Here is a 25753-nt window from a genome sequence, read left to right on the forward strand (position 1 = left end):
ATGTCCGTCGCCGATCAACTGGGAAAACTTTTCGCTCGCAAGTCCGGGCAGGCGCCAATGGCAGCACCGGGCAAGGCGGCACCGGCGAATTCCGCCGATATCGCCCGTGCCCGCGCCGGCGGCTTCGCCCTTCCCGAGCAGCCGCAAGCCCACGCCGCACCGGTGCCCGCGCCCGCACCGCGCGCGCCCGGCCCGGCGAGCGAGGGCCTGCCGACGGCGTCGGCGATGCTGGCCCATCCCAGCCCGAGCCCCGGGGCCGATGCGGGCGCGGGCGCGACGATGAATCGCCGTGCCACCGACAAGCTGCAGCGGCACCAGGATGCCCAGGCCGCGGCGATCGAGGCCGACTACCAGGCCAGCCGGCTGGTCGACCCGGCCGGCTTCGAAGCCTCCGAACTGGTGGCCCTGCCGCTGCTCGGCCGCGCCAGCATCAACCGCCACCAGCGGGTGCTCTACGCGGTGCTGGTGGTTTCGGTGCTGCTGCTGGTCGCACTGGCCGGCTTCGCGCTGCAGCAGGCCAATACCAATGCGCAGCAACTGGCCGCCACCGGCCAGGCCCTGATGCAGTCGCAGCGACTGGCCAAGTCGGCCTCGCAGGCCATCATCGGCAGCCAGGCAGCGTTCCCGGACGTGGCCGACAGCGCCGCCACGCTCAGCCGCATCGGCACCGCGCTGCTGGACGGCGACCGCGAACTCGGCATCGCGCCGGTCGACGCCGGTCACGGCGCCGACGTGCGGGAGGCCAAGCCGCTCATCGACCGTGCCGCCCGCAATGCCCGCGCGGTGATGAACCAGGAAAAGACGCTGACCCAGGTCGGCAGCTCGCTGCGCAACATCAACCAGCAGTCGTCCGAGCTGCTGGAAATTGCCGAGAACGTGGCCGCGCTGCGGCTGCAGCAGGGCGGCGCGGTCGGCGAGATCGCGGCGGCCAACCAGCTGGTGATGCTGACCCAGCGCATCGGCAAGTCGGCCAACGAGTTCCAGACCGCCGAAGGCGTCAGCCCCGAGGCGGTCTTCCTGCTCGGCAAGGACCTGAACACCTTCAGTGAAATCGCCCGCGGCCTGCTCGAAGGCAGTGCCGACCTGCGGCTGGCGCCCGCCCGCGACCCGCAGACGCGCGAGCAATTGCAGGCGCTGCTGGCGCGCTACCAGCTCACCCGCGCGCAGGCGGCGGCCATCCTCGGCAGCCTGCAGGGACTGGTGTCGGCGCGCGAGGCGCAGGTCGCCATCGTGTCGGATAGCGAACCGCTGCGCCGCGCACTGGAAAAGGTGCAGTCGCATCTCTCGCAGGACGCCGGGTTGAGCGTGTCGGTGCTGCTGGCCATGCTGCTGGCCGCGCTGGTCGCGGTGGCCGCGGCTTTCGGGCTGGCACGGGTGCTGCTGCTCGACAGCCGCAAACGCCAGACGGCCGCCGAGCGCCAGCGCCTGGAGGCCGAGAACCAGCAGCGCCAGGCCGAGCGCATGCAGCAGGAGGCGCGCCGCGTGAACGACGCCAACCAGGCCGCGATCCTGCGCCTGATGAACGAGCTGCAGGCGGTGGCCGAGGGCGACCTGACCCACGAGGCCACGGTCACCGAAGACATCACCGGCGCCATCGCCGACTCGGTCAACTACACGGTGGAAGAACTGCGCGCGCTGGTCGGCGCGGTGCAGAGCACGGCCGCGCGGGTGGCGCAGACCACCGCGCAGGTCGACAGCACCTCCAGCGAGCTGCTCGAAACCTCCACCGAGCAGCTGCGCGAGATCCGCGAAACCGGCCAGTCGGTGCTCGACATGGCCGAGCGCATCAACGATGTGTCCGGCCAGGCGCAGGAATCGGCCGCCGTCGCGCGCCAATCGCTGCAGGCGGCCGACTCGGGCCTGCGCGCGGTGCAAGACGCGATCGGCGGCATGAACACGATCCGCGACCAGATCCAGGACACGTCCAAGCGCATCAAGCGCCTGGGCGAGTCGTCGCAGGAGATCGGCGAGATCACCGAACTGATCTCCGACATCACCGAGCAGACCAACGTGCTGGCGCTCAACGCGGCCATTCAGGCGGCGTCGGCCGGTGAGGCCGGGCGCGGCTTCTCGGTGGTGGCCGAAGAAGTGCAGCGCCTGGCCGAACGCTCGGCCGACGCCACGCGGCAGATCTCCGCGCTGGTCCGCGCCATCCAGGCCGACACGCAGGACGCCGTCGCCGCCATGGAGCGATCGACCCAGGGCGTGGTCGAAGGCGCGCGCTTGTCCGACTCGGCCGGCACCGCGCTGTCGGAAATCGATCGCGTGTCGCGCCGGCTGGCCGAGCTGATCGAGGAAATTTCCACCGCCGCCTCGCGCGAGGCGAGCTTGGCCAACGGCGTGGCCGGCAACATCCAGCACATCTTCGTGGTCACCGAACAGACCGGCGAAGGCACGCGCTCCACCGCCCAGCAGGTGCGCGAGCTTTCGCTGGTCGCCGACGAGCTGCGCCAGTCGGTCGCGCGCTTCAAGATCGCCTAGGTCGCGACGAAAACACATAGTCCATGGCCATCGCCCCCGACCTCGCCGCGCCGGAATCCTCCGGCAAAGACATCGGCCCGCTGGCCTGGATCGCGCCCGAACTGCGTCGCCAGATCGACGCCGCGCTCAAGGGCCTGCGCCGCTTCCAGCTTGGCGTGGCCGTGGCCGGCGATCCCGATGCTGCCGCACCCGACACCGCACTGGCCCGCGCCGCGCGCCACCATCTGCACCAGGCCGCCGGCGCGCTGGAAATGGTCGGCATGCGGCCCCTGGCGCGGCTGGTCGGCGCCATGGAGGCGGCCGCCCAGCAGTTCGCGGCCGAACCCCAGCGCTGCGACGCCGCTGCGCTGTCGGTGCTGGAGCGTTGCGCGTTCGCGCTAGGCGAATTTCTCGACGCCCAACTGGCCGGCAAGCACCATTCGGCCGTCGGGCTGTTTCCCCAATACCGCGAACTGCAGGCGCTGGCCGGCGTGGCGAACGTGCATCCGGCCGAGCTTTGGGACACCGAAGCCGGTGACACCCGGGTGGCGCCCGTCGGCTCGGCCGCGCCCCTGGCCTACGGCACGGCCGCCCGGGCGCAGTTCGACCAGAAGGTGCTCGCCGTCGTCAAGACCGGCGATCCGCAGGCCGCGCGCATGCTGGCCGAGCTGTCGCAGCGCCTGGCCGCCGGCCTGCCCGCCGACGAGAGCCATGGCGAGGCCCATCGCTTCTGGCAGGTCTGCGCCGCCTTCTTCGAAGCCCAGGCGCTCGACCTGCTGCCGCACGACCTGCACGCCAAGCGCATCGCCTCGCGGGTGCTGATGCAGTACCCCGCCCTGGTCCGGGGCGACGCGGTGCAGCCGGCCCTGCTGCGCGATCTGCTCTTCTTCTGCGCCCATGCCCGCCGCCCGGCGCCGGGCGAGGCGCCCGCGCTCGACGCGGTGCGCCAGGCCTGGGCGATGCCCGACGACGCGCCCCACGACTACGAGCGGCCGCGCTTCGGCCGCTTCGATCCGGCGCTGCTGTCGCAGGCACGCAAGCGCATCGCCAACGCCACCGAATCGTGGGCGGCGCTCACCGGCGGCGACCGGGGCCGGCTGCAGATGGCGGCCGACCAGTTCGAGCTGGTCGCCGATTCGCTGCGGCGCCTGCATCCGTCGGCCACGCCGCTGGCCGATGCGCTCGGCCGGGCGATGGCGGCCACGCTGCGCGCCGGCCGGCCGCCGGGCACCGCGCTGGCCATGGAAGTCGCCACCTCGCTGCTTTACCTGCAGGCCGCCTACGAAACGCTGGACACCGCCGACGAAGACGTGGCCGCGCGTGCCGCCGTGCTCGCCGGCCGGCTCGATCGCGCGGGCGACGCGGCGGTGCCCGAGCCTTTGGACGCGTGGATGGAGGAACTCTACCGCCACGTCAGCGAGCGCCAGACCATGGGCAGCGTGGTCGAGGAACTGCGCGCCTCGCTGCACGAAGCCGAACATTCGCTCGACCTGTTCTTCCGCGCGCCGCAGGAAACCGCGCCGCTGCTGCCGGTGCCCAATCAGCTGACCCGCATGCGCGGCGTGCTGGCGGTGCTGGGCCTGGAGCAGGCGGCGCAGGCGTCGGTGCGCATGCGCGACCAGGTCGAACGCCTGCTGGTCGGCCTGCCGGCCACAGCGCACGAACGCGACGCCGTCTTCGACGCGCTCGGCTCCAGCCTGGGCGCGCTGGGTTTTCTGATCGACATGCTGGCCTACCAGCCGATGCTGGCGCGCCGGCTCTTCGTGTTCGACGAGGCGCGCGGCGTGCTGCGCTCGGTCATGGCGCGTTTGCCGGCATCGGCCGAAACGCCGCCGGCGGCGCTTATCGCCGAAGTCGTGGCCCAAGTTGCCGCCGAGCCGGTCGCCGAGGCCGTGCCCGAGCCGGATCGACTCAAGCCAGTTCAGCTCGATGCAGCCGGTCCGGCAGAAACCGACGGCGACGACGAACTGCGCACCGTCTTCCTGGACGAGGCGCGCGAGGTGATCGCTGCCGGCCTCGCATCGGTCGACCGGCTCGACGCACAGGCCGAAGACCTCGGCGAACAGACGGCCCTGCGGCGCGCGTTCCACACGCTCAAGGGCAGCGCCCGCATGGTCGGGCTCGACCGATTCGGCGAAGCCGCCTGGGCGATGGAGCAACTGCTCAACAGCTGGCTGGCCGAGCAGGACGCGTTTCCGCAGGCGCATCGCGTCCTGGCGCGGCGGGTGCTGGATCAACTCGGCTGGTGGGTCGCCGACATCGCTGCCGGTACGGACGGCACACGCGATGCGGCCGCCATCCGCCAAGCCGCCGACGCGCTGCGTTTCGGTGGCGAGGCCGTCGTGCTGCCGGATGAAATCGACCAGGCTGCCATGGCGAAAGCGCCGGACACCGTGGAGGTGGACGCGGTACCCGAGCCTGCCGCCGTGCAAACGCCGGACACCGGCCGTATCGAAGTCCAGGAGCTGGATTTTTCGGCTTTCACCGACGCGCTCGCGGACTCCGCGGGGCCAGCCGACGCGTTGCGGGACGACGCCGACGCGGCGATGCGTCCGGCCCGGCCCCCGCAGGACGAGGAAATGCCGGTGCCCGACATCGTGCAGACCGAGCCCGCTGCCGAGTCCTGGCCCGAACCCGCACCTGAACTCGAGGCCGAGACGATCAGCGAACGCGATGCCTCGCCATCGACCGATGACGTCGCGCCGCCGGACATCGGGTCCGAGCCGGAGTCTCCGCCCGAGTCTTCTGCCGAACCAGCGTCCGAGACGCAATCCATTGCGCAAGCGGCGCCCGAGCCCGTGACGCAAGCCGAGCCCGTCACGCGCGAACCGGATCCGGTCGACCGCCAGGAAACCGGCCTGGACCTGGGCCTGCAGCTCGGCGCCGAGGCCGATGAGGTCAAGGTCATCGACTCGCTGCGGATCCCGATCCCGCTCTACAACATCTACCTCAACGAGGCCGACGAATGGTCGCGCCGCCTGCTCGCCGAACTCGGCGAATGGGCGCTGGAACTGCACCGCCCGCTGCCCGCCTCGGCGAGCGGCCTGGCGCATTCGCTGGCCGGCAGCTCGGCGACCGTGGGATTCGAGTCGCTCGCCGGCATCGCCCGGCTGCTGGAACAGGCGCTCGACCTGCTGCATGGCCAACCCGGTGGCACGCCGCACCAGGCGGGCGTGTTCGTCGATTCGGCCGAAGACATCCGCCGCTTGCTGCACCAGTTCGCCGCCGGTTTCCTGAAGCAGGCCACGCCGCGCCTTCTGCGGGCCTTGCAGGCGCTGATCGACGCGGCCGCGCCGGCGGACGATCTGCCCTCGGCCGCGAGTTTTCTGCGCAGTGCCGAGCGCGACGATGCGTTCGATGCCAACTTCGACGCGGAAGAAACGGCAGAGCCACCGGTCGCGGAAAACAGCGATGCGGCGACCGAGCCGGACCGCATCGACCCCGACCTCTTCCCGATCTTCGAAGAAGAAGCGCTCGACCTGCTGCCTAAACTCGGGGGCGCCCTGCGCCGCTGGTCGAACGACGCCGCCGACGATAGCGGGCGGCAGGAAACGCTGCGCCTGCTGCACACCTTGAAGGGCAGCGCGCGGCTGGCAGGCGCGGTGCGGCTCGGCGATATCGCCCACGCCTTCGAAACCGATGTGGAAGCGATCGGGCAGAGTGACACGGTCACGGCCGACGACTGGCACACGCTCTTCGCCCATCTCGACGCCATCACCGCCGCCTTCGACACCTTGCGCAGCGACGACGCGCGCCGGCACGAGGCCCTGGCGGAAGCCGAGCCGGCGAGGGCGCCGTCTGCCAATGAAACACCCGCGTCGATCGACCTGCCTCCGGCACCGGAAGCGGACGCGGAATCCGCCCCGCGCACCGGCGTGCCGGTGCCCGCGCGTGCGCCGCTGACCGCGCCGAGCCGCTCAGCCGGCGGCTCGGTGCGGGTGCGCGCCGGCCTGCTCGACCGGCTGGTCAACGAAGCGGGTGAAGTCATCATCAGCCGGTCGCGGCTCGAATCGCGGCTGGCGGGCATGCAGCAGTCGCTGGCCGAACTCACCGGCAATCTCGACCGGCTGCGCGGCCAGTTGCGCGATGTCGAGCTGCAGGCCGAGTCGCAGATGCAGTCGCGCCTGGCACTGGGCAAGGAAAGCGCCGCCGGCTTCGATCCGCTCGAATTCGACCGCTTCACCCGGGTGCAGGAACTCACGCGGATGATGGCCGAGTCGGTCGACGACGTGGCCACGGTGCAGCGCAACCTGCAGCGCGGCCTGCAGGGTACCGAAGACGAACTCGTCGCCCAGGGCCGCCAGGCGCGCGAACTGCAGCGCGACCTGCTGCGCACGCGCATGGTGGAGTTCGACAGCGTGACCGAACGGCTGCACGCGACCGTGCGCCAGACCTCGCGCGACACCGCCAAATCCGCCACGCTGGAAGTGACCGGCGGGTCGGTCGAGATGGACCGTGGTTTGCTCGACCGGCTGATGCCGGCCTTCGAGCACCTGCTGCGCAACGCGGTGGTGCACGGCATCGAGACGCCGGCCGAGCGGCAGTCGCTGGGCAAGGCGGCCATCGGCAGCATCGCGCTGTCGCTGCGCCAGGAGGGCAACGACGTCGCCATCGACGTCGCCGACGACGGCGCCGGCCTGGACCTGCGCCGCATCCGCGACAAGGCCCAGGCGCGTGGCCTGCTGGCAGCCGATGCACAGCCGAGCGAAAGTGCGCTCGCCGAGCTGATCTTCGCACCGGGTTTTTCCACCGCGTCCGAACTCACCGAACTGGCCGGCCGCGGCGTGGGGCTCGACGTGGTGCGTTCCGAGGTGCAGGCGGCCGGTGGCCAGGTGGCGGTGCATTCGCTCGCCGGCCAGGGGCTGCGTTTCACCTTGACGCTGCCGCTGACCACGGCGGTCACCCAGGTGCTGTCGCTGCGCGCGGGCACGTTGACGATCGGCGTGCCGGCCACGGTGGTCGAGGTGGTGCGGCGCGCCACGGTGGCCGAGCTCGACGCGGCCTATGCGGCCGGCAGCCTGCCGCACGGCGGCGCGGCGATTCCCTTCTTCTGGTGCGGCGCGTTGCTGCAGTCCTCGCAAGGCAGCCGCGAGCCGGTCGGCCGCACCCGCCCGGTGGTGGTGGTGCGCAGCGCCCAGCAGATGCTCGCGCTGCATGTCGACGAGGTGCTGGGTCAGCAGGAAGTGGTGATCAAGAACCTCGGACCGCAGCTCGCGGGCCTGCCCGGTCTGTCGGCGATGACGGTGCTGCCGTCGGGCGCGGTGCTGCCGGTCTACAACCCGGTCGCCCTGCTCAATGTGTATGGCGATCGCATCCGCGCGGGCATCGCGGCCGGCGATGCGAACGGCGCTGACGCTTCAGTGCCGGCGGTCGATGCCGTGGCGCTCCAGCCGCTGGTGCTGGTGGTCGACGACTCGATCACCGTGCGCCGCGTCACCCAGCGCCTGCTGCGCCGCGAGGGTTACCGGGTGGCGCTGGCCGTCGACGGCATGCAGGCGCTCGAACGCCTGCGCGAGGAGCGGCCGGCGCTGGTGCTGTCCGACATCGAAATGCCGCGCATGGACGGCTTCGACCTGCTGCGGCAGATCCGCGCGGAGCCGGCCACCGCCTCGCTGCCGGTGGTGATGATCACCTCGCGCATCGCCGCCAAGCACCGCGACCATGCGATGTCGCTCGGCGCCAGCCACTACCTCGGCAAGCCCTATCCGGAAGACGAGTTGCTGGCACTGGTGCGCCGCCATGCCAGCGCCGAAATGTCGGACCAAACGTCGGACGACAGGCCGGACTGAACCCGCGTTTCGGGCGCGTGGCGCCGGGTACGGCTTGGTGGCTGGCGGGCGGGGGGTGCTGGCTAAGGTAGGTGTTCCTTCATACCTACAGAGACAGGATTTCCATGATCGATTTTTCATCGGGCTTGGCCGCGGCGTCGTCACTGCCGGCGGCGACGCTGACACCACCCGGCCAAGCCTCGGTGCCCACGCTGGCAGGCACGCCGGTCGTCATCGTCGACCTCAATATCAACATCACCGTCGATGCCGCATCGTCCGGCTCGCCCGGGCTGGCCCACTTGCCTGCCCACGAGGACACGGCGTCCGTATCGACCGACTTCTCTCCGCCGGCCATCGCACGCACCTCCGCGCGCCCGCCTGCCCGATGGCGCGACCTGAGCCTTTACGACAGCCTGCACGGACCGAGCGGCTATCCGATGCGGCATGCTCTGCGCGACCCCGACCTGCTGCGCGTCCTGTGGAACATCAAGACCCTGCCCCGGCCAGACCGAGACCTGTCTCAGGAGCGGACCGCCCCGTAGCGCGCCAGCGTCTGTTGCCGGGCCGTCTCGTGGTCGACGAGCGGCTCGGGGTAGTCGCGGCCCAGCACCACGCCGGCGGCTTCCAGCTCGATCGGCGAGGCCTTCCAGGGCGCGTGGATCTGCTCGTCCGACAGCTTCGCGAGTTGCGGCAGGTAGCGCCGGATGAACTTGCCCTGCGGATCGAATCGCTTGCTCTGGGTGACCGGATTGAAAATGCGGAACCAGGGCTGCGAATCGCAGCCGGTGGAGGCGGCCCACTGCCAGTTGCCGTTGTTGCTGGAGAGCTCGAAATCGTTCAGGTGCTCGGCGAAGTAGGCCTCGCCACGCCGCCAGTCGATGCCCAGGTCCTTGATCAGAAAGCTCGCCGCCACCATGCGCAGCCGGTTGTGCATGTAGCCCGACTGGTTGATCTGCGCCATGGCCGCATCCACCAGCGGATAGCCGGTGCGGCCCTCGCACCAGGCCTTGAAATGCGCATCGGCCTGCTTGCCGTGCTCGAATTTCAGTGCGTCGAATTCCGGCCGGTAGGCGTGGCCGATCACCTCCGGCTTGTGGAACATGACCTGGGTGAAGAAGTCGCGCCAGATGAGCTCGCCCAGCCAGGTCTCCGCGCCCTTGCTGCCGTGCTGCATGCGCTGGTAGGCGGCATGGGCCAGCCCGCGGATAGACACCGTGCCGAAACGCAGGTGAATGCCCAGGTAGCTCGGCCCCTTCACGCCGGGGTAGTTGCGGGTGGCGTCGTAATCGTCGATGCGGTCGAAGAAGTCTTCCCACAGCTCCTGGCCGCCGCTCATGCCGGTGGGAATGCCCAGCTCCTTCAGGTTGGTCGGCTCGAAACCCAGGCGCGACAGCGGTGGCACCGCCTCGCGAAAGCGCTCCGGCCGGCCGACCAGTGCGGCGGCGTGTTTCTCGACCGGATAACCGCGCAGGTAGAAGGAGTCCACCTTCTTCAGCCAGGCGCGCTTGTAGGGCGTGAACACGCTGAAGGCGGTGCCGGCCTGCGTCATGACCTCGTCGCGCTCGAAGATCACGTGGTCCTTGCCGAGCAGCAGCAGGATGCCCGCGTTGGCCAGCGCCCCCAGCACCTGGGCGTCGCGCTCGATGGCGTACGGCTCGTCGTCGTGGCTGGCGAACACCGCCTGCACGCCCAGGTCGCGTGCGATGTGCGGCAGCACCGTCTGCGCCTTGCCGTGCACCGTGATCAATCCGGCGGCCTCGTGGCCGGCGAGCTGGCGCAGGGCGCGGTCGAGCTCCACCACCGAGTCGTGGATGAACTCCACCCGCCGGTCGGCGCGCGGCAGCGACTCGAGGATGGCGGTGTCGAAGACAAAGGCGCAATACACCTTGGCGCATTGGCGCAGGGCGTGGTGCAGGGCGGCGTGGTCGTCGATGCGCAGGTCGCGACGAAACCAGACGAGGCCGGCGGAATACTTCTTGTCCATGGAATGGGGGTGTTCGCGTGCGGGCCTAAAATCGGGCCATGTCTGCCGATTCTGCCCCCATCAACCTGACGCATCACTTCCTGATCGCCATGCCGGGGCTCGAAGATGCCCCGTTCGACCGCAGCGTGATCTATCTCTGCGAACACAGCGCCAAGGGCGCGCTCGGCCTGATCATCAACAAGCCCAGCGACATCAACCTCAAGAAGCTCTTCGCCAAGGTCGATCTCTCGCTGAGCCGCAGCGACCTCAGCGAAACGCCGGTCTTCAACGGCGGCCCGGTGCAGACCGAGCGCGGCTTCGTGCTGCACGACGCGGTCGACGCCATCGGCGTGGCGGCCGACGAATCGGTCTACGCCTCCACCATGACCATTCCCGGCGGGCTCGAAATGACCACCTCCAAGGACGTGCTCGAAGCCATCTCCACCGGCGCCGGCCCCAAGCGGGTGCTGGTGACGCTGGGGTATTCGTCCTGGGGCGAGGGCCAGCTCGAGAGCGAACTCGCCGAAAACAGCTGGCTCACCGTCGGCGCCGACACCAGCGTGATCTTCGACACGCCGGTCGAAAAGCGCTACGACGTGGCGCTCAAGCTGCTCGGCCTGGAGTCCTGGATGATCTCTCCCAGCGCGGGTCGCGCATGAGCGGCATGGCCGCCCGTCCCGTTCCCGCCGGTTTTCAGACTTTCCTCGCGTTCGACTACGGCCAGAAGCGCACCGGCGTGGCCAGCGGCAACCGCCTGCTGCGCACCGCCACGCCGCAGGCCACGGTCGCGGCCGAGGGAAACGCCCGCTTCGTGCCCATCGCCGCCCGCATCAAGGAGTGGCAGCCCGACGCGCTGGTCGTCGGCGTGCCCTTCCACCCCGACGGCGCCGAGCACGACAACACCCACAAGGCGCGCCGTTTCGCGCGCCAGCTGCACGGCCGTTTCGGCCTGCCGGTCTACGAGGTGGACGAGCGCTACAGCACCACCGAGGCGCTGGCCGCCGGCGCCCGCGACGCCGATGCGGCATCGGCCTGCATCATCCTCGAACAATTCCTCAGGAGCCTCGATTGAGTTCTTCCTCCAACGGCGCACCGGGCGCCCTGTTCCTCGACGCCGAGGCGCTCTACGGCGAGCTCGCGCGCGGTGTGCGCGGCCTGCTCACACCACGCACCCGCCTGGTCGGCATCGCCTCCGGCGGCGTCTGGCTGGCCCAGCGTCTGCAGCCCGAGCTCGGCCTGCCCGACGCGCCGGGCGTCATCTCCTCGGCCATGCACCGCGACGACTTCGCCCAGCGCGGCCTGGCGGCCAGCGCGCAGACCACGCTGCCCTTCGATGTGGACGGCGCCGACGTGGTGCTGCTCGACGACGTGCTCTACACCGGCCGCACCATCCGCGCGGTGATCAACGAGCTGTTCGACTACGGCCGCCCGGCCAGCGTGAAGCTCGCGGTGCTGGTCGACCGGGGCGGGCGTGAACTGCCGGTGCAGGCCGATTTCGCCGCCGCCCGGGTGGCGCTGCCGGCCGGCCAGCAACTGGCGCTGGGCCGCGACGCCGCCGATGGCCGATTCACCTTCCAAGTCGAGAGCGCCTGACATGCTCGCCAAACGCAATCCCCAACTCAACAAGAACGGCGAGCTGATCCATCTGCTGTCCATCGAAGGACTGCCGCGCGACATCCTTACCCACATCCTGGATACGGCCGCCAACTTCACCAGCGTCAACGACCGCGAGGTGAAGAAGGTGCCGCTGCTGCGCGGCAAGAGCGTATTCAACCTGTTCTTCGAAAACTCCACCCGCACCCGCACCACCTTCGAGATCGCGGCCAAGCGGCTGTCGGCCGACGTGATCAACCTCGACATCGCGCGCTCGTCGGCGAGCAAGGGCGAGTCGCTGCTCGACACCATCGCCAACCTCTCGGCCATGGCGGCCGACCTGTTCGTGGTGCGGCACAGCGAGTCGGGCGCGCCCTACCTCATCGCCCAGCACGTGGCGCCGCACGTGCATGTGATCAATGCCGGCGACGGTCGCCACGCGCACCCCACGCAGGGCATGCTGGACATGTTCACGATCCGCCACTACAAGAAGGATTTCACCGGGCTCACGGTGGCCATCGTGGGCGACGTGCTGCACTCGCGGGTGGCGCGCTCCGACATCCACGGCCTGACCACGCTCGGCTGCCCCGAGGTGCGGGTGGTTGGCCCCAAGACGCTGGTGCCCTCGGACATGTCGCAGATGGGCGTGAAGGTGTTCCACAACCTCGAGGACGGCATCCGCGGCGCCGACGTGATCATCATGCTGCGGTTGCAGAACGAGCGCATGACCGGCGCGATGCTGCCGTCGTCGCAGGAGTACTTCAAGCATTTCGGCCTGACGCCGGAGAAGCTGCGGCTGGCCAAGCCCGACGCGATCGTGATGCACCCGGGGCCGATCAACCGCGGAGTGGAGATCGACTCGGCGGTGGTGGACGGGGCGCAGAGCGTGATCCTGCCGCAGGTGACGTTCGGCATCGCGGTCCGAATGGCCGTGATGTCCATCGTCGCGAGTGCATGACCACCCCCAGTCTTCGCGCACTTCGTGTCGCTTCGCCTTCCCCCTTTCAGGGGGCAACGCTGGCCTTCCGGCAGAGCCGGCCCGGCGGCGTTCTGGGGCATGCCGCTCGTTGCGGGCTGCGGTCGGCCGAATGCACCATTAATGCCTAACGCACTGTCACGGGACATGCCATGAAGATTCTCATCACCAACGGCCGGGTCATCGATCCGGCATCCGGCTTCGACGGCGTGGCCGACGTGGCCATCGCCAGCGGGCGCATCGTGGGCATCGGGCCTGATTCGGCGCCGGCGGACTTCGCGCCGGAGCGCACGATCGACGCGTCCGGCTGCATCGTCGCGCCGGGGCTGGTCGACCTCTCCGCACGACTGCGGGAGCCGGGCTACGAACACGAACGCATGCTCGAGAGCGAGATGGCGGCGGCGGTGACCGGGGGCGTGACCAGCCTGGTCTGCCCGCCCGATACCGATCCGGTGCTCGACGAGCCGGGGCTGGTGGAGATGCTCAAGTTCCGCGCCGAGAAGCTGCACCAGGCCCGGCTGTTCCCGCTGGGCGCGCTGACGCGCAGCCTGCAGGGCGAGGTGCTGACCGAGATGGCCGAGCTGACCGAGGCCGGCTGCGTCGGATTCGGGCAGGCCGATGTGGCCCTGAAGAACCCGCAGGTGCTGCAACGCGCGCTGCAGTACGCCGCCACCTACGGCTACACGGTGTGGCTGCGGCCGCAGGACGGCCAGCTCGGCAAGGGCGTGGCGGCCAGCGGCGCGCTGGCCACGCGGCTGGGCTTGTCGGGCGTGCCGGTGGCCGCCGAGACGATCGCGCTGCACACCATCTTCGAGCTGCAGAAGACGACCGGCGCGCATGTGCACCTGTGCCGGCTCTCCAGCGCGGCAGGCGTCGAGCTGGTGCGGCGCGCCAAGGCCGAGGGCCTGCGCATCACCTGCGACGTGAGCGTGAATTCGCTGCATCTCACCGACGCCGACATCGGCTTCTTCGACAGCCGCGCGCGCCTCGATCCACCGCTGCGCCAGCAGCGCGACCGCGATGCGCTGCGCGCGGCGCTGGCCGACGGCACCATCGACGCGCTGGTGTCCGACCACGCGCCGGTGGACGAAGACATGAAGGTGCTGCCCTTCGCCGAAGCCGAGCCGGGCGCCACCGGGCTGGAGCTGCTGTTGAGCCTGGCGGTGAAGTGGGCCGAGGAACGCGGCACGCCCGGCGCCTTGGCGCGCGCGATCGCGGTGCTCACCAGCGCGCCGGCCGGCGTGCTGGGCGGCGCGCTCGGCACTCTGCAGGCCAGCTGCGGGCGCCTGGCCAGCGGCGGCGTGGCCGACGTCTGCGTGTTCGACCCCGCCGAGCGCTGGACCGTGGCCGACGCGGCCCTGCGCAGCCAGGGCAAGTACACCCCGTTCACGGGCTACGAACTGCCGGGCCGGGTGCGCTTCACGCTGGTCGGCGGCATGGTGGTGCACGAGGCTGGCGGCCGCTAGAAGCCGATCTTGGGATTGCTTCGAGACGCGACAGCCGCGCTGCGCATCGCGCGCGCGGCCGTCCAGGGGCTTTGGGGCCTCTGGCTGATCCGGCGGCGTTTTCCGGGTTTCACCCAGGCCGAACGCGAGGCCTGCACCGAGCAGTGGGCCGCGGGCATGCTGCGCATCCTCAACATCGGCCTGCGGGTGGAGGGCGAGCGGCCCGCCGGCGGGCCGCTGCTGATCGTGGCCAACCACACCTCCTGGCTCGACATCCTGGCGGTGCAGGCCGCGCGGCGGTCACGCTTCATCGCCAAGGCCGAGATCCGTAGCTGGCCGCTGATCGGCGTGGTGTCCGATGCTGCCGGCACGCTGTTCATCGAGCGGGCCTCGCGGCGCGACGCCCTGCGCACGGTACACCGCACGGCCGAAGCGCTGGCCAGCGGCGACATCGTGGCGGTGTTCCCGGAAGGCACGACCGGCGACGGCACGAAGCTGCTGCCCTTTCACGCCAACATGCTGCAGGCGGCGATCTCGGTCGGCGCGCCGGCCTTGCCGGTCGGCATCCATTACGTGGATGCGGCGACCGGCCGGCCCTCGTCCGTGGCCACGTATGTCGGCGACGACACCCTGATGGCTTCGCTGTGGCGCACGCTGCGCGCCGAGCCGCTCTGCGCGGTGGTGCGCTTCGGCACGCCCTTGGCTGCCGGCGCGCTCGACCGCCGGGCCTGGGCGCAGGCGCTGCACGACGAGGTCGATTCCCTGCTGCGAGGGCCGCGCGATTTCGCAACGCCCTGAAACAACTCGGGGATGCGCCCGAGCCGTCGGGTCATCTCTTGCACGCATGATGGCGAGCTTCCCGAATTTTCGAACCCGACCTCGCAGCGGCCCGATGCGGCACTGCCACCCTGCTTTTTTTCGATGAGTCTGTTCGCCCGCGTCAAGAATCTCCTGCTGCAACCGCGTGCCGAATGGCGGCGCATCGACGAGGAACCCGCCGGCATCGGCCGGACCATGGTGCGCGCCCTGTTGCCGCTGGCCGCTGTTCCGGCCGTGTGCAGCGCGCTCGGGCTTTGCCTGGTCGGCATTCGCGGCGGCGGCATCACCGTCCGCCTGCCGTGGACGGTCGGTGCCTTGCAGGCGCTGTCGCTCTACCTGCTGGCGGTGATCGGGCTGAGCGTGGTGGCCATCGTCACCGCCATGGTCGCGCCCACCTTCGGCGGGCGGGCCGAGGCCACGCGCAGCTTCAAGCTCGTGGTGCATGGCGCGGCCGCCGCGCTCGCCGGTGGCTTCTTTCTGCTGGTGCCGCCGCTGGCGCCGCTGGCCTTGCTGGCCGCGCTGTATTCGGCCTACCTCGTTTTCACCGGCATCCCGATCGTCATGCGTTGCGCGCCCAAGCGCAGCGTTCCCTACACCGCCGTGGTGGTGCTGGCCGGTGCGGTGGTGGGCGTGCTGGGTAATTCGGCGATGACGCATTTCCTGTTCGCCGGCCTGGGCGGCGCCGAGGTCGCCATGCATACCCCCGGCGGCCTGCTGCGGCTGGATGCGACGAGCCTGGCGACCGCGTCGCAGCAGATGGCCGATGCGGCCCAGCGCATGGCCTCGGCCAGCGATCAGCAGGACGCCGCGCTGCAGAAGCAGCAGGGCGTGCAGACCGGCAAGGTCGCGCCGGCGGTCGACTCGGACAAGGGCGTAGTGCCCGCCGCTGCGCTCAAGGCGGCTTTGCCCGAAACCCTGGGCCCGTTCGGCCGCCGCTCGATCGAGATGCAGGGCGGCCGCGTGGGCGACCGCGAAGCCAGCAATGCGCGCGCCGACTACGCCAGCGGCGATCAGCGCCTGCGGGTGGAACTCACCGATCTGGGCCACATGCGCCGACTTATGGCCGACACGGGCGCGGTGGTGCAGGGCGAACGCGAGAACGCGGTCGAATCCGAGCGCACCTGGCAGGAGGGTGGCCGCATCCTCCACGAGAACTATCGCAAGGACGGCAGCTTCGCGCAGTTCACCACCACGCTGCGCAACGGCGTGGTCGCCGAGCTGACCGGGCAGCGCATGACGCTCGACGACGTGAAGGCGGCGTCCAGCCAGCTCGACCTCAATCTGCTGGAGAACCTGCGCCGCAGCACCACGCCGCCCTGATCCGGCCCGGACCGGCGCAAAAAAAAGAGGCCACGCAAGGTGGCCTCATGGATTGGGGGGCTGGTTATGCCCCACTCGCAATGACGGGTGTTGTTCAGAAGACGCCGAAAACCTTCAGCAGAATGATGACGCTGATGGGTACGCCGCAGATCCACAGGATGAGTGATTTCATGGTGTTGTCCTCGTTCGGTGCTTGAATCGGTAAGCGTTGTGATCCGGTTGGTCCGCAACGGTGATCAATGTGCACTTCCGGCATCGCGCCGTGTGACGGCCGAGGGGATGAGCGCACGTACGAGCGCGCCGACGGCGGTCTTCCCGGGTCGCTTATCGGTTGCGGCTGACAGGCCGACGCTGGTCAGGCCGAGGGCCGTGCGCCCGGTGCCTGCCTAGGCTCGCTTTCATCGAACACACGCGCTAAGGGCGCGAGGAGTTGCTGAGATGAACACGCCTTCCGTCACATATCCCGAATCCATTCATGCCGCCGCGGTGTCGTCCACGGTGCGCGGCATGTTCCGCCTGGTCGCCCGAGGTGCGGTGCTGGCGGCAGCGGCTTATGGCCTGTCGGCCACCGCGCAGGTGTCGGTGGGGGCTGCCGCGGCGGCCAGCGCGCCGGGCGCCAGCAGTTCGGCCAACGGTGGCGTCGGTGGTGTGGGTCTCGGCGGCGTCGGGCCGGGCGTGACGATCAACCCGAACGTGAATTCCGGCGCCGGCGTCAATGTGCAAGGCCGTTACGGTGGCAACAACGCCTTGAATGGACCGCGTGCGCGGGCCAACGCACAACGCGACCTGCCGGCAGTGAGCGATCCGCTGCTGGGGCCGCAAAATAGCGGCCAGCGCGCCATCGCCCTCGATGGCGCATACCGGGAGCGCCAGAACGCGCCCCTGCGCGACATCAACAACGGGACCCGATGAACCGACCACGCCTGCTCGCCACCCTGCTCGTACTGCCGCTTCTCCATGGCTGCGGTTACGTGCGCATCACTTCCGTCCCGCCCTTCGTACCCGACCCGTCCCTCCAGGACGGCGGCACCTGCAGCGAGGTTCCTGCCCGTTTCGTCCTGGGCAAGACCGTGGACGAACGCCTTGCCGAAGACGCGCGTGTGCGCTCCGGCGCGCGGGTGGTACGGGTGCTGCGGCCCGGCGTGGTCCATGACGACGAGCAACGTGATTCGCGTCTCGACCTCGAGACCGACCAACAGGGCCAGATCGTGGCGGTGCGCTGCGGCTGAGGCCCGACATCTTCCCCAAGGACAAGCCATGACCAAGCCCAGCGATATCCAGAAGCCAGCGCCACAAGCCGAACCGGCTCGTCCCAGCGCTTCGCGCCTTGATGACGATGCCGGAGCATCGTCATCCGGCTCGCCGCCGCCCAAGGCCGGCAGCAACGAAGCGCTGAACGAGGAGCGCAAGACCCAGCCCTCGCGCAACCGGGGCGTGACGAAGATCTGAACTTTCGAGGCCACCTCGACGGTGGCCTTCAGACGTCGCTGGCCGCGGTCAGGTCGCTGGTGCAGCTCACCGCATTGGCCCGCAAGGGCGCGACGGGTGAGGGCGAATAGCCGGTCACGACCACGTACAGCGTCTGCGAGCTGCCGGCCGACCGGCATGCCTGCGCGATCTGCGCGGCATCGGCCTGCACGGTCACCCCACGCAGCACGAAAGTGACCGACGCGGCAGTCCAGTCGACGCCCGCCAACAAGCCCTTGAGTTCGGTCACCAGGCCGGTGCCATCGTCTCCCGGCATGCCGACCGGCGACCGGCCGCGCTGGCGAACATCGGCCGGGCCCGGCGAGCCGGTGCCACCTTCCGCAGTGGCCCGTACGAACTGCCCGTCGGAGAAGCCGGTTGCCCCGCCCGCCACCCGCAGCGTCGTTCCCTGGATGGTGACCGTTCCGCCGGTGCTGTCGACCCGGTTGGCCAGGCCGCCGAGGCGGATGGTCTGATAGCCGCTCAGGTCGACCGCGCCCAGGCTCGCGTCCTGCACGTCGAGTGCGGCGAGCATGGCCACGGCACCCTGACCGTCGGCCACCAGCCCGCTGCGCGCGACCTGCAGCGACACGATGGTGCCTTCGCCGATGGCCGGCATGCGTGTGGCACTGACGGCGGTGCCGTTGGTGGCGTTGAGTCGGAAACCGCTGTCGCCGACCGCCATCGCCACACCGCCGAGCAGCACCGGATCGGCCGGCGTGGCCAGCCGCTCCACGCGCGTGGCGATCAGCACCTGCGATGCCTTCACCGGATCCCAGGCCCAGGAGCCGTAGGCCACGGCGTCCTGTCCGGCGGCGATGGCGGTGCCACCGAAGCCGTCGAGCAGGGTGATGCCGCTGCGCGAGATGTCGTCGTTGTCCATCACCACGCGCACCCACTGGCCAGCGATGCGCGACCAGCCGTCGGCGTCGAGCGCGGCGGTGACCGGTCCGCGCAGCTGCGGGCGCACTTCCACCGACTGCGCGTTGTTGTTCGCGTCGAATACCAGCCGCAGGCGCTGGCCGAGCTTCAGGCCACTGCGGTCGGCGTCGGCCAGGGCGAGTTCGCTGTATTCGACGCCGTCGACGATGACGCTGCCGAAGCCGCTCAGCGTGCCTTCGGCCACGCCGCTGCCACCACTGCCGACCCCGGCGAACACACCACCGCCGCAGCCAGCCAGCAGGGCGCAGGCGGCCATCGCCCAGCCGGCGAGCAGCACCCGCCAGGCCGGCGGACGAATGGAAGAGACGGCGAGCCGCATCATGGAAGGGAGTCTTTCTTGTGTTCCGGCTCGGCGGCGGTGGCGGCAGGCGGGGTCAGGGGCGCCATGCGGGTCGAATAGCAATACATGCCCAGGCGGATGCGCTGGTCCGGGCGGGGCAGGGCGGGATGCGGCGTGGCGCCGGCCGCGGCGTCGCGGGCTTCGAGCACGGTGGCGGCCTTCACCATCTGGCCGAGCACCTGCTTCCAGAGCTTGTTGCCCAGCGCCTCGAGTTCGCGCACCGAGGCTTCGCTGAGCTGGTCGGCGAACACGCTCTGCTCCAGGAAGCGCACCGGCCCGTCGCCGGTGAGGTTGTGCACGCCGGCGGCGAGGTGGTCGGCGACGCTGTCGGCCACCAGGCCGCCGGCTTCGGCATGGCGGCGGTCGGGCACGAAAGCCTCGCGCCGCAGTTCGATGTGGTCGCCGTCCTCGGTCGCCACGCCGAGCCGCAGCAACTCGCGCATGAGTGTGCGGGGATGGACGTCGACCGAAACCGCGCGCGCCAGGGCGTCGAAGGAGGGCCCTTCACCGCCGACCGGCAGCCGCTGCGGCAGGCCCTCGGCGAGCCAGCGACTCACCAGCACCTGCGCGGCTGTCGCGCGGGCGGGCCGCTCCGGCGGCAGCTCGCCGACCGATTCGGCGCCCAGCGCACGCACGTCCTTGCGGTGCAGGCCCGACAGGGTGCTCAGGCCCGAGTCGGTCTCGCGCTGGCCGTGCCGCTGCAGCTCGGCGCGGGCGGCTTCCAGGAACACGGGCTTGAGCGCGTCGGCCAGCACCTTGTGGCCGATGCCCGCGCGCACCAGCCAGCGCGCCAGCGGCCGCATCACCCGCAGCACATGGGCCAGGGTCTGGGCCGGCTGTTTCAGCGCGGCGGCGGGTTCGGGTTCGGTGGACATGCGGGTGCGGGCGGCGAGGATCGATTGTCGCCGCGCGCCGATTTTTCAGAGCGCCAGGCCGATGACGATCGTGCCGGTGTAGCCGGTCGTGCGGCCGCCGGCGAGTGTCGGTGTCTGCGCGGCGATCTGGGCGGCAGTGTTGTCGCCGAAGACGTTGTCGTTGGCGGTGGTGACCCGCGACAGGTTGGCCGTGCTGCCGGAATAAGTGGTGGAGTCGGCCGCGTAGACGGCGGTGCAGGCCTCGCGCGGCAGGGCCATCTGCGAGGTGAGCAGGGCGTTGCTGCCCTGGGTGGCGGTCGACCCGCTGCGGTAGACCTCGAAGTGGATGTGCGGATAGCGGCCCGAGTAACAGCCGGGAAAGATGCTGAGAAAGGTCGCCTGGCCAAGGTCGTCGCTCACCTGCACGCCGCGCAGGTAGTTCTCGGCCGGCAGGTCGTAGAGCGAGTACTGGCCGGCGGCGTTGCAGTGCCAGAGGTAGATCGCATATCCCGACAGCGCGGCGCAGGCCGCGTTGGTGTTGACCAGGCTCACCGTCAGCTCCAGCGGCACGCCGGCGGCGGTCGTGGTGCTGGTGCCGAAGCTCGAGCGGATGTTGCTGCGCACGATGCCGCTGGCGACCAGCACGTTGACGACGCTGCCGTTGGCCCGGTTGCTGCCGTCGGCGGGATAGGGGCCGGCGGTTTCGGTCGGGTCGGCGATGCAGGTGGTGGCGGAAGCGCTGGTGGTGGTGTTGACGGTGGATGTCGTGGTGCCGGTCGTCGTCGTGGACGAACTGGAAGCCGCCACCGACGTGCCGCTGTCACCACCGCCGCCACCGCAGCCCGGCAGCCACAGCGAGCCGCCGACACCGGTCAGCAAGCCGAGCATGCGTCGGCGTTCCTGGCTCTGGCGGGCGAGCACGCGCAGGTCGTGCCGCAGGCCTAGATCGTGGTCGTGCGCTTCGTGGGTCGCAGTCGTGGAGCTGGCGGATTTCATGTTTCTGGGGTGAAAAGTCGGCGGGATCGCATTGACTGTATGGGAAAAAATCCCATACAGTCAATGTACAAATCACCAAGGACCTGGCGCTTTTCGTCAGGCATGTCGCATGAAATCCCCGTTCTGTCTCCCGGTTCTGATGTCTCTTTCGCTCGCCTGGGCCGCGTCTGCCGCCAGTGCCCAGGGCACCCGACCCGATGGTGCGCCGCCTGGCCCGCCGCCGAAAGCGGTCGCGGCCTGCAACGGCAAGGCGGCCGGCGCCACGGTGAGCTTCCAGGGACACCGGGGCGAGACCGTCACCGGCGTCTGCGAGCAGATCGGCGCGGTGCTCGCGGCGCGCCCGGCCGGCGGCAAGCCGATGGGGGCCGCGCAATGATCCGGCCGAGCGTGTTGCTGGTCGACGATGACCGCGACGGTGTCGATCGGCTGCGCGGGTTTCTGGTGGATTTCGGTTTCGACGTGCGCATGGCCAACGAGAGCGAGGAAATCCACGCGCTGCTCAGCAGCCATCGGCCGGACCTGGTGGTGATGGATCTGGTGCTGTCCAAAGCCAACGGCATGACACTCATGCAGCAGATCCGCCGAGAGACCAACATTCCGGTCGTGGTGCTCAGCCGGCGCATCGAGCCGGCCGACCGCATCATCGGCCTGGAACTCGGCGCCGACGACTACGTCTGCAAGCCCTGCGAGCCGCGCGAACTGCTGGCGCGCATGCGGGCGATCCTGCGGCGGGTGCCCGACCGCGCGGCCTGCCCGATGTCGCCGCCGCGCGGCATCACGGTGGGCCGGTGGGAACTGCGGCGCGACGAACGGCGCCTGGTGGCCGCGAGCGGCGGCGGCAACGTGTCGCTGTCCGCGTCCGAATACCGGCTGCTGATGGCGTTTCTGTCCGCGCCACGCGTGGTGCTGAGCCGGGAGCATCTGATGTCGAGCGCGCGTGGCCGCGAGATGCGTGTCGCCGACCGGGGCATCGACCTGCTGGTGTCGCGGCTGCGGCGCAAGCTCGAAGACGACACGGCCGCCACCCCGCTGATCCGCACCGTGCGTGGCCGGGGCTACATCTACGAAGCGCCGGCCTCGGTGGGTGGCTCTGGTGCCGTCGACTGGATGGCGCGGCCACTGCCGCCCATCGAGACCATGGCGCCCTATCCGGGCCTTTCGGCCGGACGCAGCGGCGAACGCGCGACCCGCGTGTTCGCCTGACCCGGCTTCAGGCGTAGCGCTTGCTGCGCAGGTTGGCTTTCATCTGCTGCAGCCGGGGTTGCAGCGGCGAGCCGATGCGCAGGGCCACGCAGGTCGCCAGGATGTCGATCACCATCAGGTGCAGCAGCCGCGACACCATCGGGCTGTAGCGGTCGTAGCCTTCCGGATGGTCGGCCGCCAGGTGGATATGCCCGGCGGCGGCCAGTGGCGAGCCGCTGGCGGTGATCACGATGGTGGTTGCGCCGTTGCGGCGGGCGATGTCGGCCGCGTCCATCAGGTCGCGGGTGCGGCCGGAGTTGGAGATGATCACCACGCAGTCACCCGGCCCGAGCAACGTCGCGCCCATCACCTGCATATGGCCATCGCTGTAGGCGATGGAGGTGATGCCCAGGCGGAAGAACTTGTGCTGCGCGTCCTGCGCCACGATGCCGGAGTTGCCTGCACCGTAGAACTCGATGCGTCGCCCGGTCTGGTAGGTGGCCGCCAGCGACGCCGCCGCGCGTTCGAGCATGGCGGTGCTGGCCTCGTTGCGATAGCGCAGAAACGCGGCGACCGTGTTGTCGATCACCTTCACCATCACGTCGCCGGTCTTGTCGTCGGTATCGACGCTGCGATGCACGAAGGGCACGCCTTCGCTCACGCTGCCCGCGAGCTTGAGCTTGAAATCCGCCAGTCCGTCGTAGCCGATGCTGCGGCAAAAGCGCACCACGGTCGGCTTGCTCACATGCGCCCGGTCGGCAAGCTCGGTCACCGGCAGCGTCGCGAACGTCCGCGCATCCTCCAGCACCAGCCTGGCGACCCGCTGCTCCGCCGGCGCCAAGGAAGGAAGCGACGCCCGGATGCGCTCCAGCATGCCGTTGGCCTCAACCATCACCGCGCCCTCCACGGCAAGGTGCGAAGCACGAGCCGAAAAACCCAAGAACGCCGTCGGGCCGGCTTCGCCGGACGACCAGCGTTGCCCCCGGGACGGGGGAAGGCGTCCACACGAAGTGGGAAAGCCTGGAGGTCATCCATTTTCTTCTGACCAGCAGTGTCCGTCGCGCGCAATCATGGCGCTGGACGCGCTCGGCCCCCAGGTCCCGGCCGCATAGCTGCGCGGCTTGCCGGTCTGCCAGAAATCGAGAATCGGCTCCACCCAGCGCCACGCCGCTTCCTGTTCGTCCGAGCGCACGAACAGATTCAGGCGGCCGGCGATCACATCGAGCAGCAGCCGCTCGTAGGCGCCCACCCGCTCGCTGCCGAATCGTTTTTCGAAATCCAGGTCCAGCTGCACCGGCGACAGCGCCGTGCCGTCGGCGCGCGCGCCCTTGCCGCGCGAATCCTGTCCTTGCGCCAGCAGATGCAGCTCCAGCCCGTCCTTGGGCTGCAGGCTGATCGCCAGCTGGTTGAAGGCGCCCGCCGGCGTTGGAAAGATCGGATGCGGCGTCGGCCGAAAATTGACCTCGATGCGTGCATCGCGCGAACCCAGCCGCTTGCCGGTGCGAATGTAGAAAGGCACGCCGCTCCAGCGCCAGTTCTCGATCTCGGTGCGCAGCGCGACGAAGGTCTCGGTGCGGCTTTCCGGATCGACGCCGGGCTCTTCGCGGTAGCCCTGCACCCGCTCGCCGTACGCGGTGCCGGCCACGTACTGCCCGCGCACCGTATGGCGCTCCAGCGATTCCTGCGTCCAGGGCTTGAGCGACCGCAGCACCTTGAGCTTTTCGTCACGAATCGCGTCGGCGCTTGAATTGATCGGCGGCTCCATCGCCACCGCGCACAACAGCTGCAGGGCATGGTTCTGCACCATGTCGCGCAGCGCGCCGGTGGTCTCGTAGAAGGCACCGCGTTTTTCCACGCCCAGGTCTTCGGCGATGGTGATCTGGATGTTGGCGATGTACTCGCGCTTCCACAGCGGCTCGAACAAGGCGTTGCCGAAGCGCAGCGCGAACAGGTTCTGCACCGACGGTTTGCCCAGGTAGTGGTCGATGCGGAAGATCTGCTGTTCGTCGAACACCGCCCGCACCGTCTCGTTGATCTGGCGGTTGGAGGCGAGGTCGTGGCCGAGGGGCTTTTCCAGCACGATGCGGGTGCGCGGCGTGGCCAGGCCCGATTTGCCGATCTGTTCGCAGGCGGTGGTGAACAGCGCCGGCGAGGTCGCCAGGTACATCACCACGGTGTCGGCCGAACGGGTATCGAGCCGGGCCTTGAGCCGGGCGTAGTCCTCGGGCTTGGAGAGATCGAGCCGCACGAAATGCAGCAGGCTGGCGAACTTCTCGAACTCATCCGGGTTGGGGCGCTTGGAACCTTCCACTTCCTCGAAGCGGGCGCGAATCAGGTCGCGATAGGCCTGGTCGCTGAGGTCGTCGCGCGCCACACCGATGATGCGGCCGTTCGCTGGCAGGCTGCCGTGGCGAAAGGCCTGAAAAAGCGCGGGCATCAGCTTGCGCCAGGCAAGGTCGCCGGTGCCGCCGAAAAGTACGAGGTCGAAGGACATGCAGAGGGCTCCGTGGGGGAGGACAAAGAACTGTAATCCAGTTTCGCGCAGGCTCGGCGCGCGACCTGCCGACCTGTGCCGTCGCTCGGTTCGGGCAATCCTCCGACAGGTGTCGACCCGTAATCCGGTTACATTTTGGGGGGCTTTTCATTCGTCACCGCCTCCGATTTCGACTGTCCGGTCATGACCCAACTCGACTCCCTCAAGCGACTCACCACCGTCGTCGCCGACACCGGCGATTTCCGCCAGTTGGCCACCTTCCAGCCGCAGGACGCGACCACCAATCCGTCGCTCATCCTCAAGGCGGTGCAGAAGCCCGAATACCGGCCGCTGCTCGAAGAAACCGTCGCCCGCTTCAAGGGCCAGCCGCTGGAAGAGCTGGTCGACCGGCTGCTGGTGCGCTTCGGCACCGAAATCCTCTCCATCATCCCGGGCCGCGTGTCGACCGAAGTCGACGCCCGCCTGTCCTTCGACGAAGACGCCACCTACAGTCGTGGCGAACGCCTGATCGATCTCTACCAGGGCGCGGGCGTGCACATCGACCGGGTGCTGATCAAGGTGGCGGCCACCTGGGAAGGCATCCGCGCCGCCGAGCGCCTGGAGCGGCGCGGTATCCATACCAATCTCACGCTGCTGTTTTCCTTCGCCCAGGCCGTGGCCTGTGGGCAGGCCGGCGTGCAGCTGATCTCGCCCTTCGTAGGCCGCATCTACGACTGGCACAAGAAGAGCGCTGGCAGCGCCTGGGACGAGGCGGCCCGCGCCGGCGCCAACGATCCGGGCGTGCAGTCGGTGCGCCGCATCTACGAGCACTACAAGCATTTCGGCATCCGCACCGAAGTGATGGGCGCGAGCTTCCGCAACGTGGGCCAGATCACCGCGCTGGCCGGCTGCGACCTGCTCACCATCAGTCCCGACCTGCTCGCCTTGCTTGCCGCCAGCGACGAGCCGCTGCAACGTGCGCTCGACCCCGAAGCCGCCAGGTCGTTGCGTCTCGATGCGGTCGAATACGACGAACCCGCCTTCCGCTATGCCCACAACGAGGACGCGATGGCCACCGAAAAGCTCGCCGAAGGCATCCGCGCCTTCGCCGCCGACGCCGCCAAGCTCGACCAACTTCTGCTCACCGCCTGATCC

The 25753-nt window shown here is 69.7% G+C and carries 22 protein-coding genes; 16 read left to right on the forward strand and 6 right to left on the reverse strand.

The genetic code is table 11. The features are described from left to right. Nucleotides 1-279 precede the first annotated feature (279 nt). The 3 genes from R9X41_RS02360 (at nt 280) to R9X41_RS02370 (ending at nt 8770) form a co-directional block, all read left to right on the forward strand. Nucleotides 280-2481 carry a methyl-accepting chemotaxis protein gene (locus tag R9X41_RS02360; protein ID WP_412556692.1) on the forward strand — a complete coding sequence of 734 codons (2202 nt, stop codon included), beginning with the start codon at nt 280-282 and terminating at the stop codon, nt 2479-2481. Nucleotides 2482-2504: 23 nt separating this feature from the next. After that, nucleotides 2505-8249: a hybrid sensor histidine kinase/response regulator gene (locus R9X41_RS02365; protein WP_318633302.1), complete on the forward strand. Its 5745-nt coding sequence runs from the start codon at nt 2505-2507 to the stop codon at nt 8247-8249. 104 nt (nt 8250-8353) lie between these two features. Beyond that, a complete protein-coding gene (locus R9X41_RS02370) occupies nt 8354-8770 on the forward strand; it encodes a hypothetical protein (protein WP_318633303.1) in 417 nt (138 codons plus the stop codon). Here R9X41_RS02370 and R9X41_RS02375 read toward each other — a convergent pair. After that, entirely contained in the window at nt 8749-10212 is a 1464-nt protein-coding gene (locus tag R9X41_RS02375) for a cryptochrome/photolyase family protein (RefSeq protein ID WP_318633304.1), read from the reverse strand. The genes R9X41_RS02370 and R9X41_RS02375 overlap by 22 nt on opposite strands. Before the next feature lie 38 nt (nt 10213-10250). Between R9X41_RS02375 and R9X41_RS02380 the strand changes: the two genes are divergently transcribed. The 10 genes from R9X41_RS02380 (at nt 10251) to R9X41_RS02425 (ending at nt 17793) form a co-directional block, all read left to right on the forward strand. Further along, on the forward strand, nt 10251-10850 hold the full coding sequence (locus tag R9X41_RS02380) for a YqgE/AlgH family protein (protein WP_318633305.1): 600 nt from the start codon (nt 10251-10253) through the stop codon (nt 10848-10850). Then, nucleotides 10847-11263 carry a Holliday junction resolvase RuvX gene (ruvX, locus tag R9X41_RS02385; protein WP_318633306.1) on the forward strand — a complete coding sequence of 139 codons (417 nt, stop codon included), beginning with the start codon at nt 10847-10849 and terminating at the stop codon, nt 11261-11263. The genes R9X41_RS02380 and ruvX overlap by 4 nt, the downstream gene beginning before the upstream one ends. Then, complete coding sequence (pyrR, locus tag R9X41_RS02390) at nt 11260-11784, forward strand: bifunctional pyr operon transcriptional regulator/uracil phosphoribosyltransferase PyrR (protein WP_318633307.1); 525 nt, start codon at nt 11260-11262, stop codon at nt 11782-11784. Before ruvX ends, pyrR begins: the two co-directional genes overlap by 4 nt. A gap of 1 nt (nt 11785) precedes the next feature. Then, a complete protein-coding gene (locus R9X41_RS02395) occupies nt 11786-12742 on the forward strand; it encodes an aspartate carbamoyltransferase catalytic subunit (RefSeq protein ID WP_318633308.1) in 957 nt (318 codons plus the stop codon). A gap of 170 nt (nt 12743-12912) precedes the next feature. Next, nucleotides 12913-14226 carry a dihydroorotase gene (locus tag R9X41_RS02400; protein WP_318633309.1) on the forward strand — a complete coding sequence of 438 codons (1314 nt, stop codon included), beginning with the start codon at nt 12913-12915 and terminating at the stop codon, nt 14224-14226. Nucleotides 14227-14241: 15 nt separating this feature from the next. Further along, nucleotides 14242-15003, forward strand: a complete 762-nt coding sequence (locus R9X41_RS02405) for a lysophospholipid acyltransferase family protein (protein ID WP_412556693.1) — start codon at nt 14242-14244, stop codon at nt 15001-15003. A gap of 123 nt (nt 15004-15126) precedes the next feature. Further along, nucleotides 15127-16344: a Yip1 family protein gene (locus R9X41_RS02410; RefSeq protein WP_318633311.1), complete on the forward strand. Its 1218-nt coding sequence runs from the start codon at nt 15127-15129 to the stop codon at nt 16342-16344. Nucleotides 16345-16782: 438 nt separating this feature from the next. Next, a complete protein-coding gene (locus R9X41_RS02415; RefSeq protein ID WP_318633312.1) occupies nt 16783-17256 on the forward strand; it encodes a hypothetical protein in 474 nt (157 codons plus the stop codon). After that, nucleotides 17253-17573, forward strand: a complete 321-nt coding sequence (locus tag R9X41_RS02420; RefSeq protein WP_318633313.1) for an I78 family peptidase inhibitor — start codon at nt 17253-17255, stop codon at nt 17571-17573. The genes R9X41_RS02415 and R9X41_RS02420 overlap by 4 nt, the downstream gene beginning before the upstream one ends. A gap of 28 nt (nt 17574-17601) precedes the next feature. After that, nucleotides 17602-17793, forward strand: coding sequence for a hypothetical protein (locus R9X41_RS02425; RefSeq protein WP_318633314.1), 192 nt, complete (start codon nt 17602-17604; stop codon nt 17791-17793). A gap of 28 nt (nt 17794-17821) precedes the next feature. On the opposite strand, the gene R9X41_RS02430 is transcribed toward R9X41_RS02425, so the two are convergent. Genes R9X41_RS02430 through R9X41_RS02440 form a run of 3 tightly spaced genes read right to left on the reverse strand, consistent with a single transcriptional unit; the run spans nt 17822 to nt 20943 of the window. Next, nucleotides 17822-19075: a hypothetical protein gene (locus R9X41_RS02430; protein ID WP_318633315.1), complete on the reverse strand. Its 1254-nt coding sequence runs from the start codon at nt 19073-19075 to the stop codon at nt 17822-17824. Next, complete coding sequence (locus R9X41_RS02435) at nt 19072-19968, reverse strand: DUF6502 family protein (RefSeq protein ID WP_318633316.1); 897 nt, start codon at nt 19966-19968, stop codon at nt 19072-19074. The genes R9X41_RS02430 and R9X41_RS02435 overlap by 4 nt, the downstream gene beginning before the upstream one ends. Nucleotides 19969-20013: 45 nt before the next feature. Then, entirely contained in the window at nt 20014-20943 is a 930-nt protein-coding gene (locus tag R9X41_RS02440) for a peptidase associated/transthyretin-like domain-containing protein (protein WP_318633317.1), read from the reverse strand. A gap of 139 nt (nt 20944-21082) precedes the next feature. Here R9X41_RS02440 and R9X41_RS02445 point away from each other — a divergent pair, with 139 nt between their 5' ends. Beyond that, a complete protein-coding gene (locus R9X41_RS02445) occupies nt 21083-21319 on the forward strand; it encodes a hypothetical protein (protein ID WP_318633318.1) in 237 nt (78 codons plus the stop codon). Beyond that, entirely contained in the window at nt 21316-22146 is an 831-nt protein-coding gene (locus tag R9X41_RS02450) for a response regulator (protein WP_318633319.1), read from the forward strand. The genes R9X41_RS02445 and R9X41_RS02450 overlap by 4 nt, the downstream gene beginning before the upstream one ends. Before the next feature lie 7 nt (nt 22147-22153). Here the strand turns inward: R9X41_RS02450 and R9X41_RS02455 are convergent, their stop codons facing one another. Continuing rightward, nucleotides 22154-22999, reverse strand: a complete 846-nt coding sequence (locus tag R9X41_RS02455) for a MurR/RpiR family transcriptional regulator (RefSeq protein WP_318635127.1) — start codon at nt 22997-22999, stop codon at nt 22154-22156. A gap of 153 nt (nt 23000-23152) precedes the next feature. Beyond that, nucleotides 23153-24619, reverse strand: coding sequence for a glucose-6-phosphate dehydrogenase (gene zwf, locus R9X41_RS02460; protein ID WP_318633320.1), 1467 nt, complete (start codon nt 24617-24619; stop codon nt 23153-23155). A 183-nt stretch (nt 24620-24802) separates the two neighbouring features. Between zwf and tal the strand changes: the two genes are divergently transcribed. Next, nucleotides 24803-25750, forward strand: a complete 948-nt coding sequence (gene tal / locus R9X41_RS02465; protein WP_318633321.1) for a transaldolase — start codon at nt 24803-24805, stop codon at nt 25748-25750. The last annotated feature ends 3 nt before the right edge of the window (nt 25751-25753 follow it).

The organism is Xylophilus sp. GOD-11R (genome assembly GCF_033546935.1).
Lineage (GTDB): Bacteria > Pseudomonadota > Gammaproteobacteria > Burkholderiales > Burkholderiaceae_C > Xylophilus.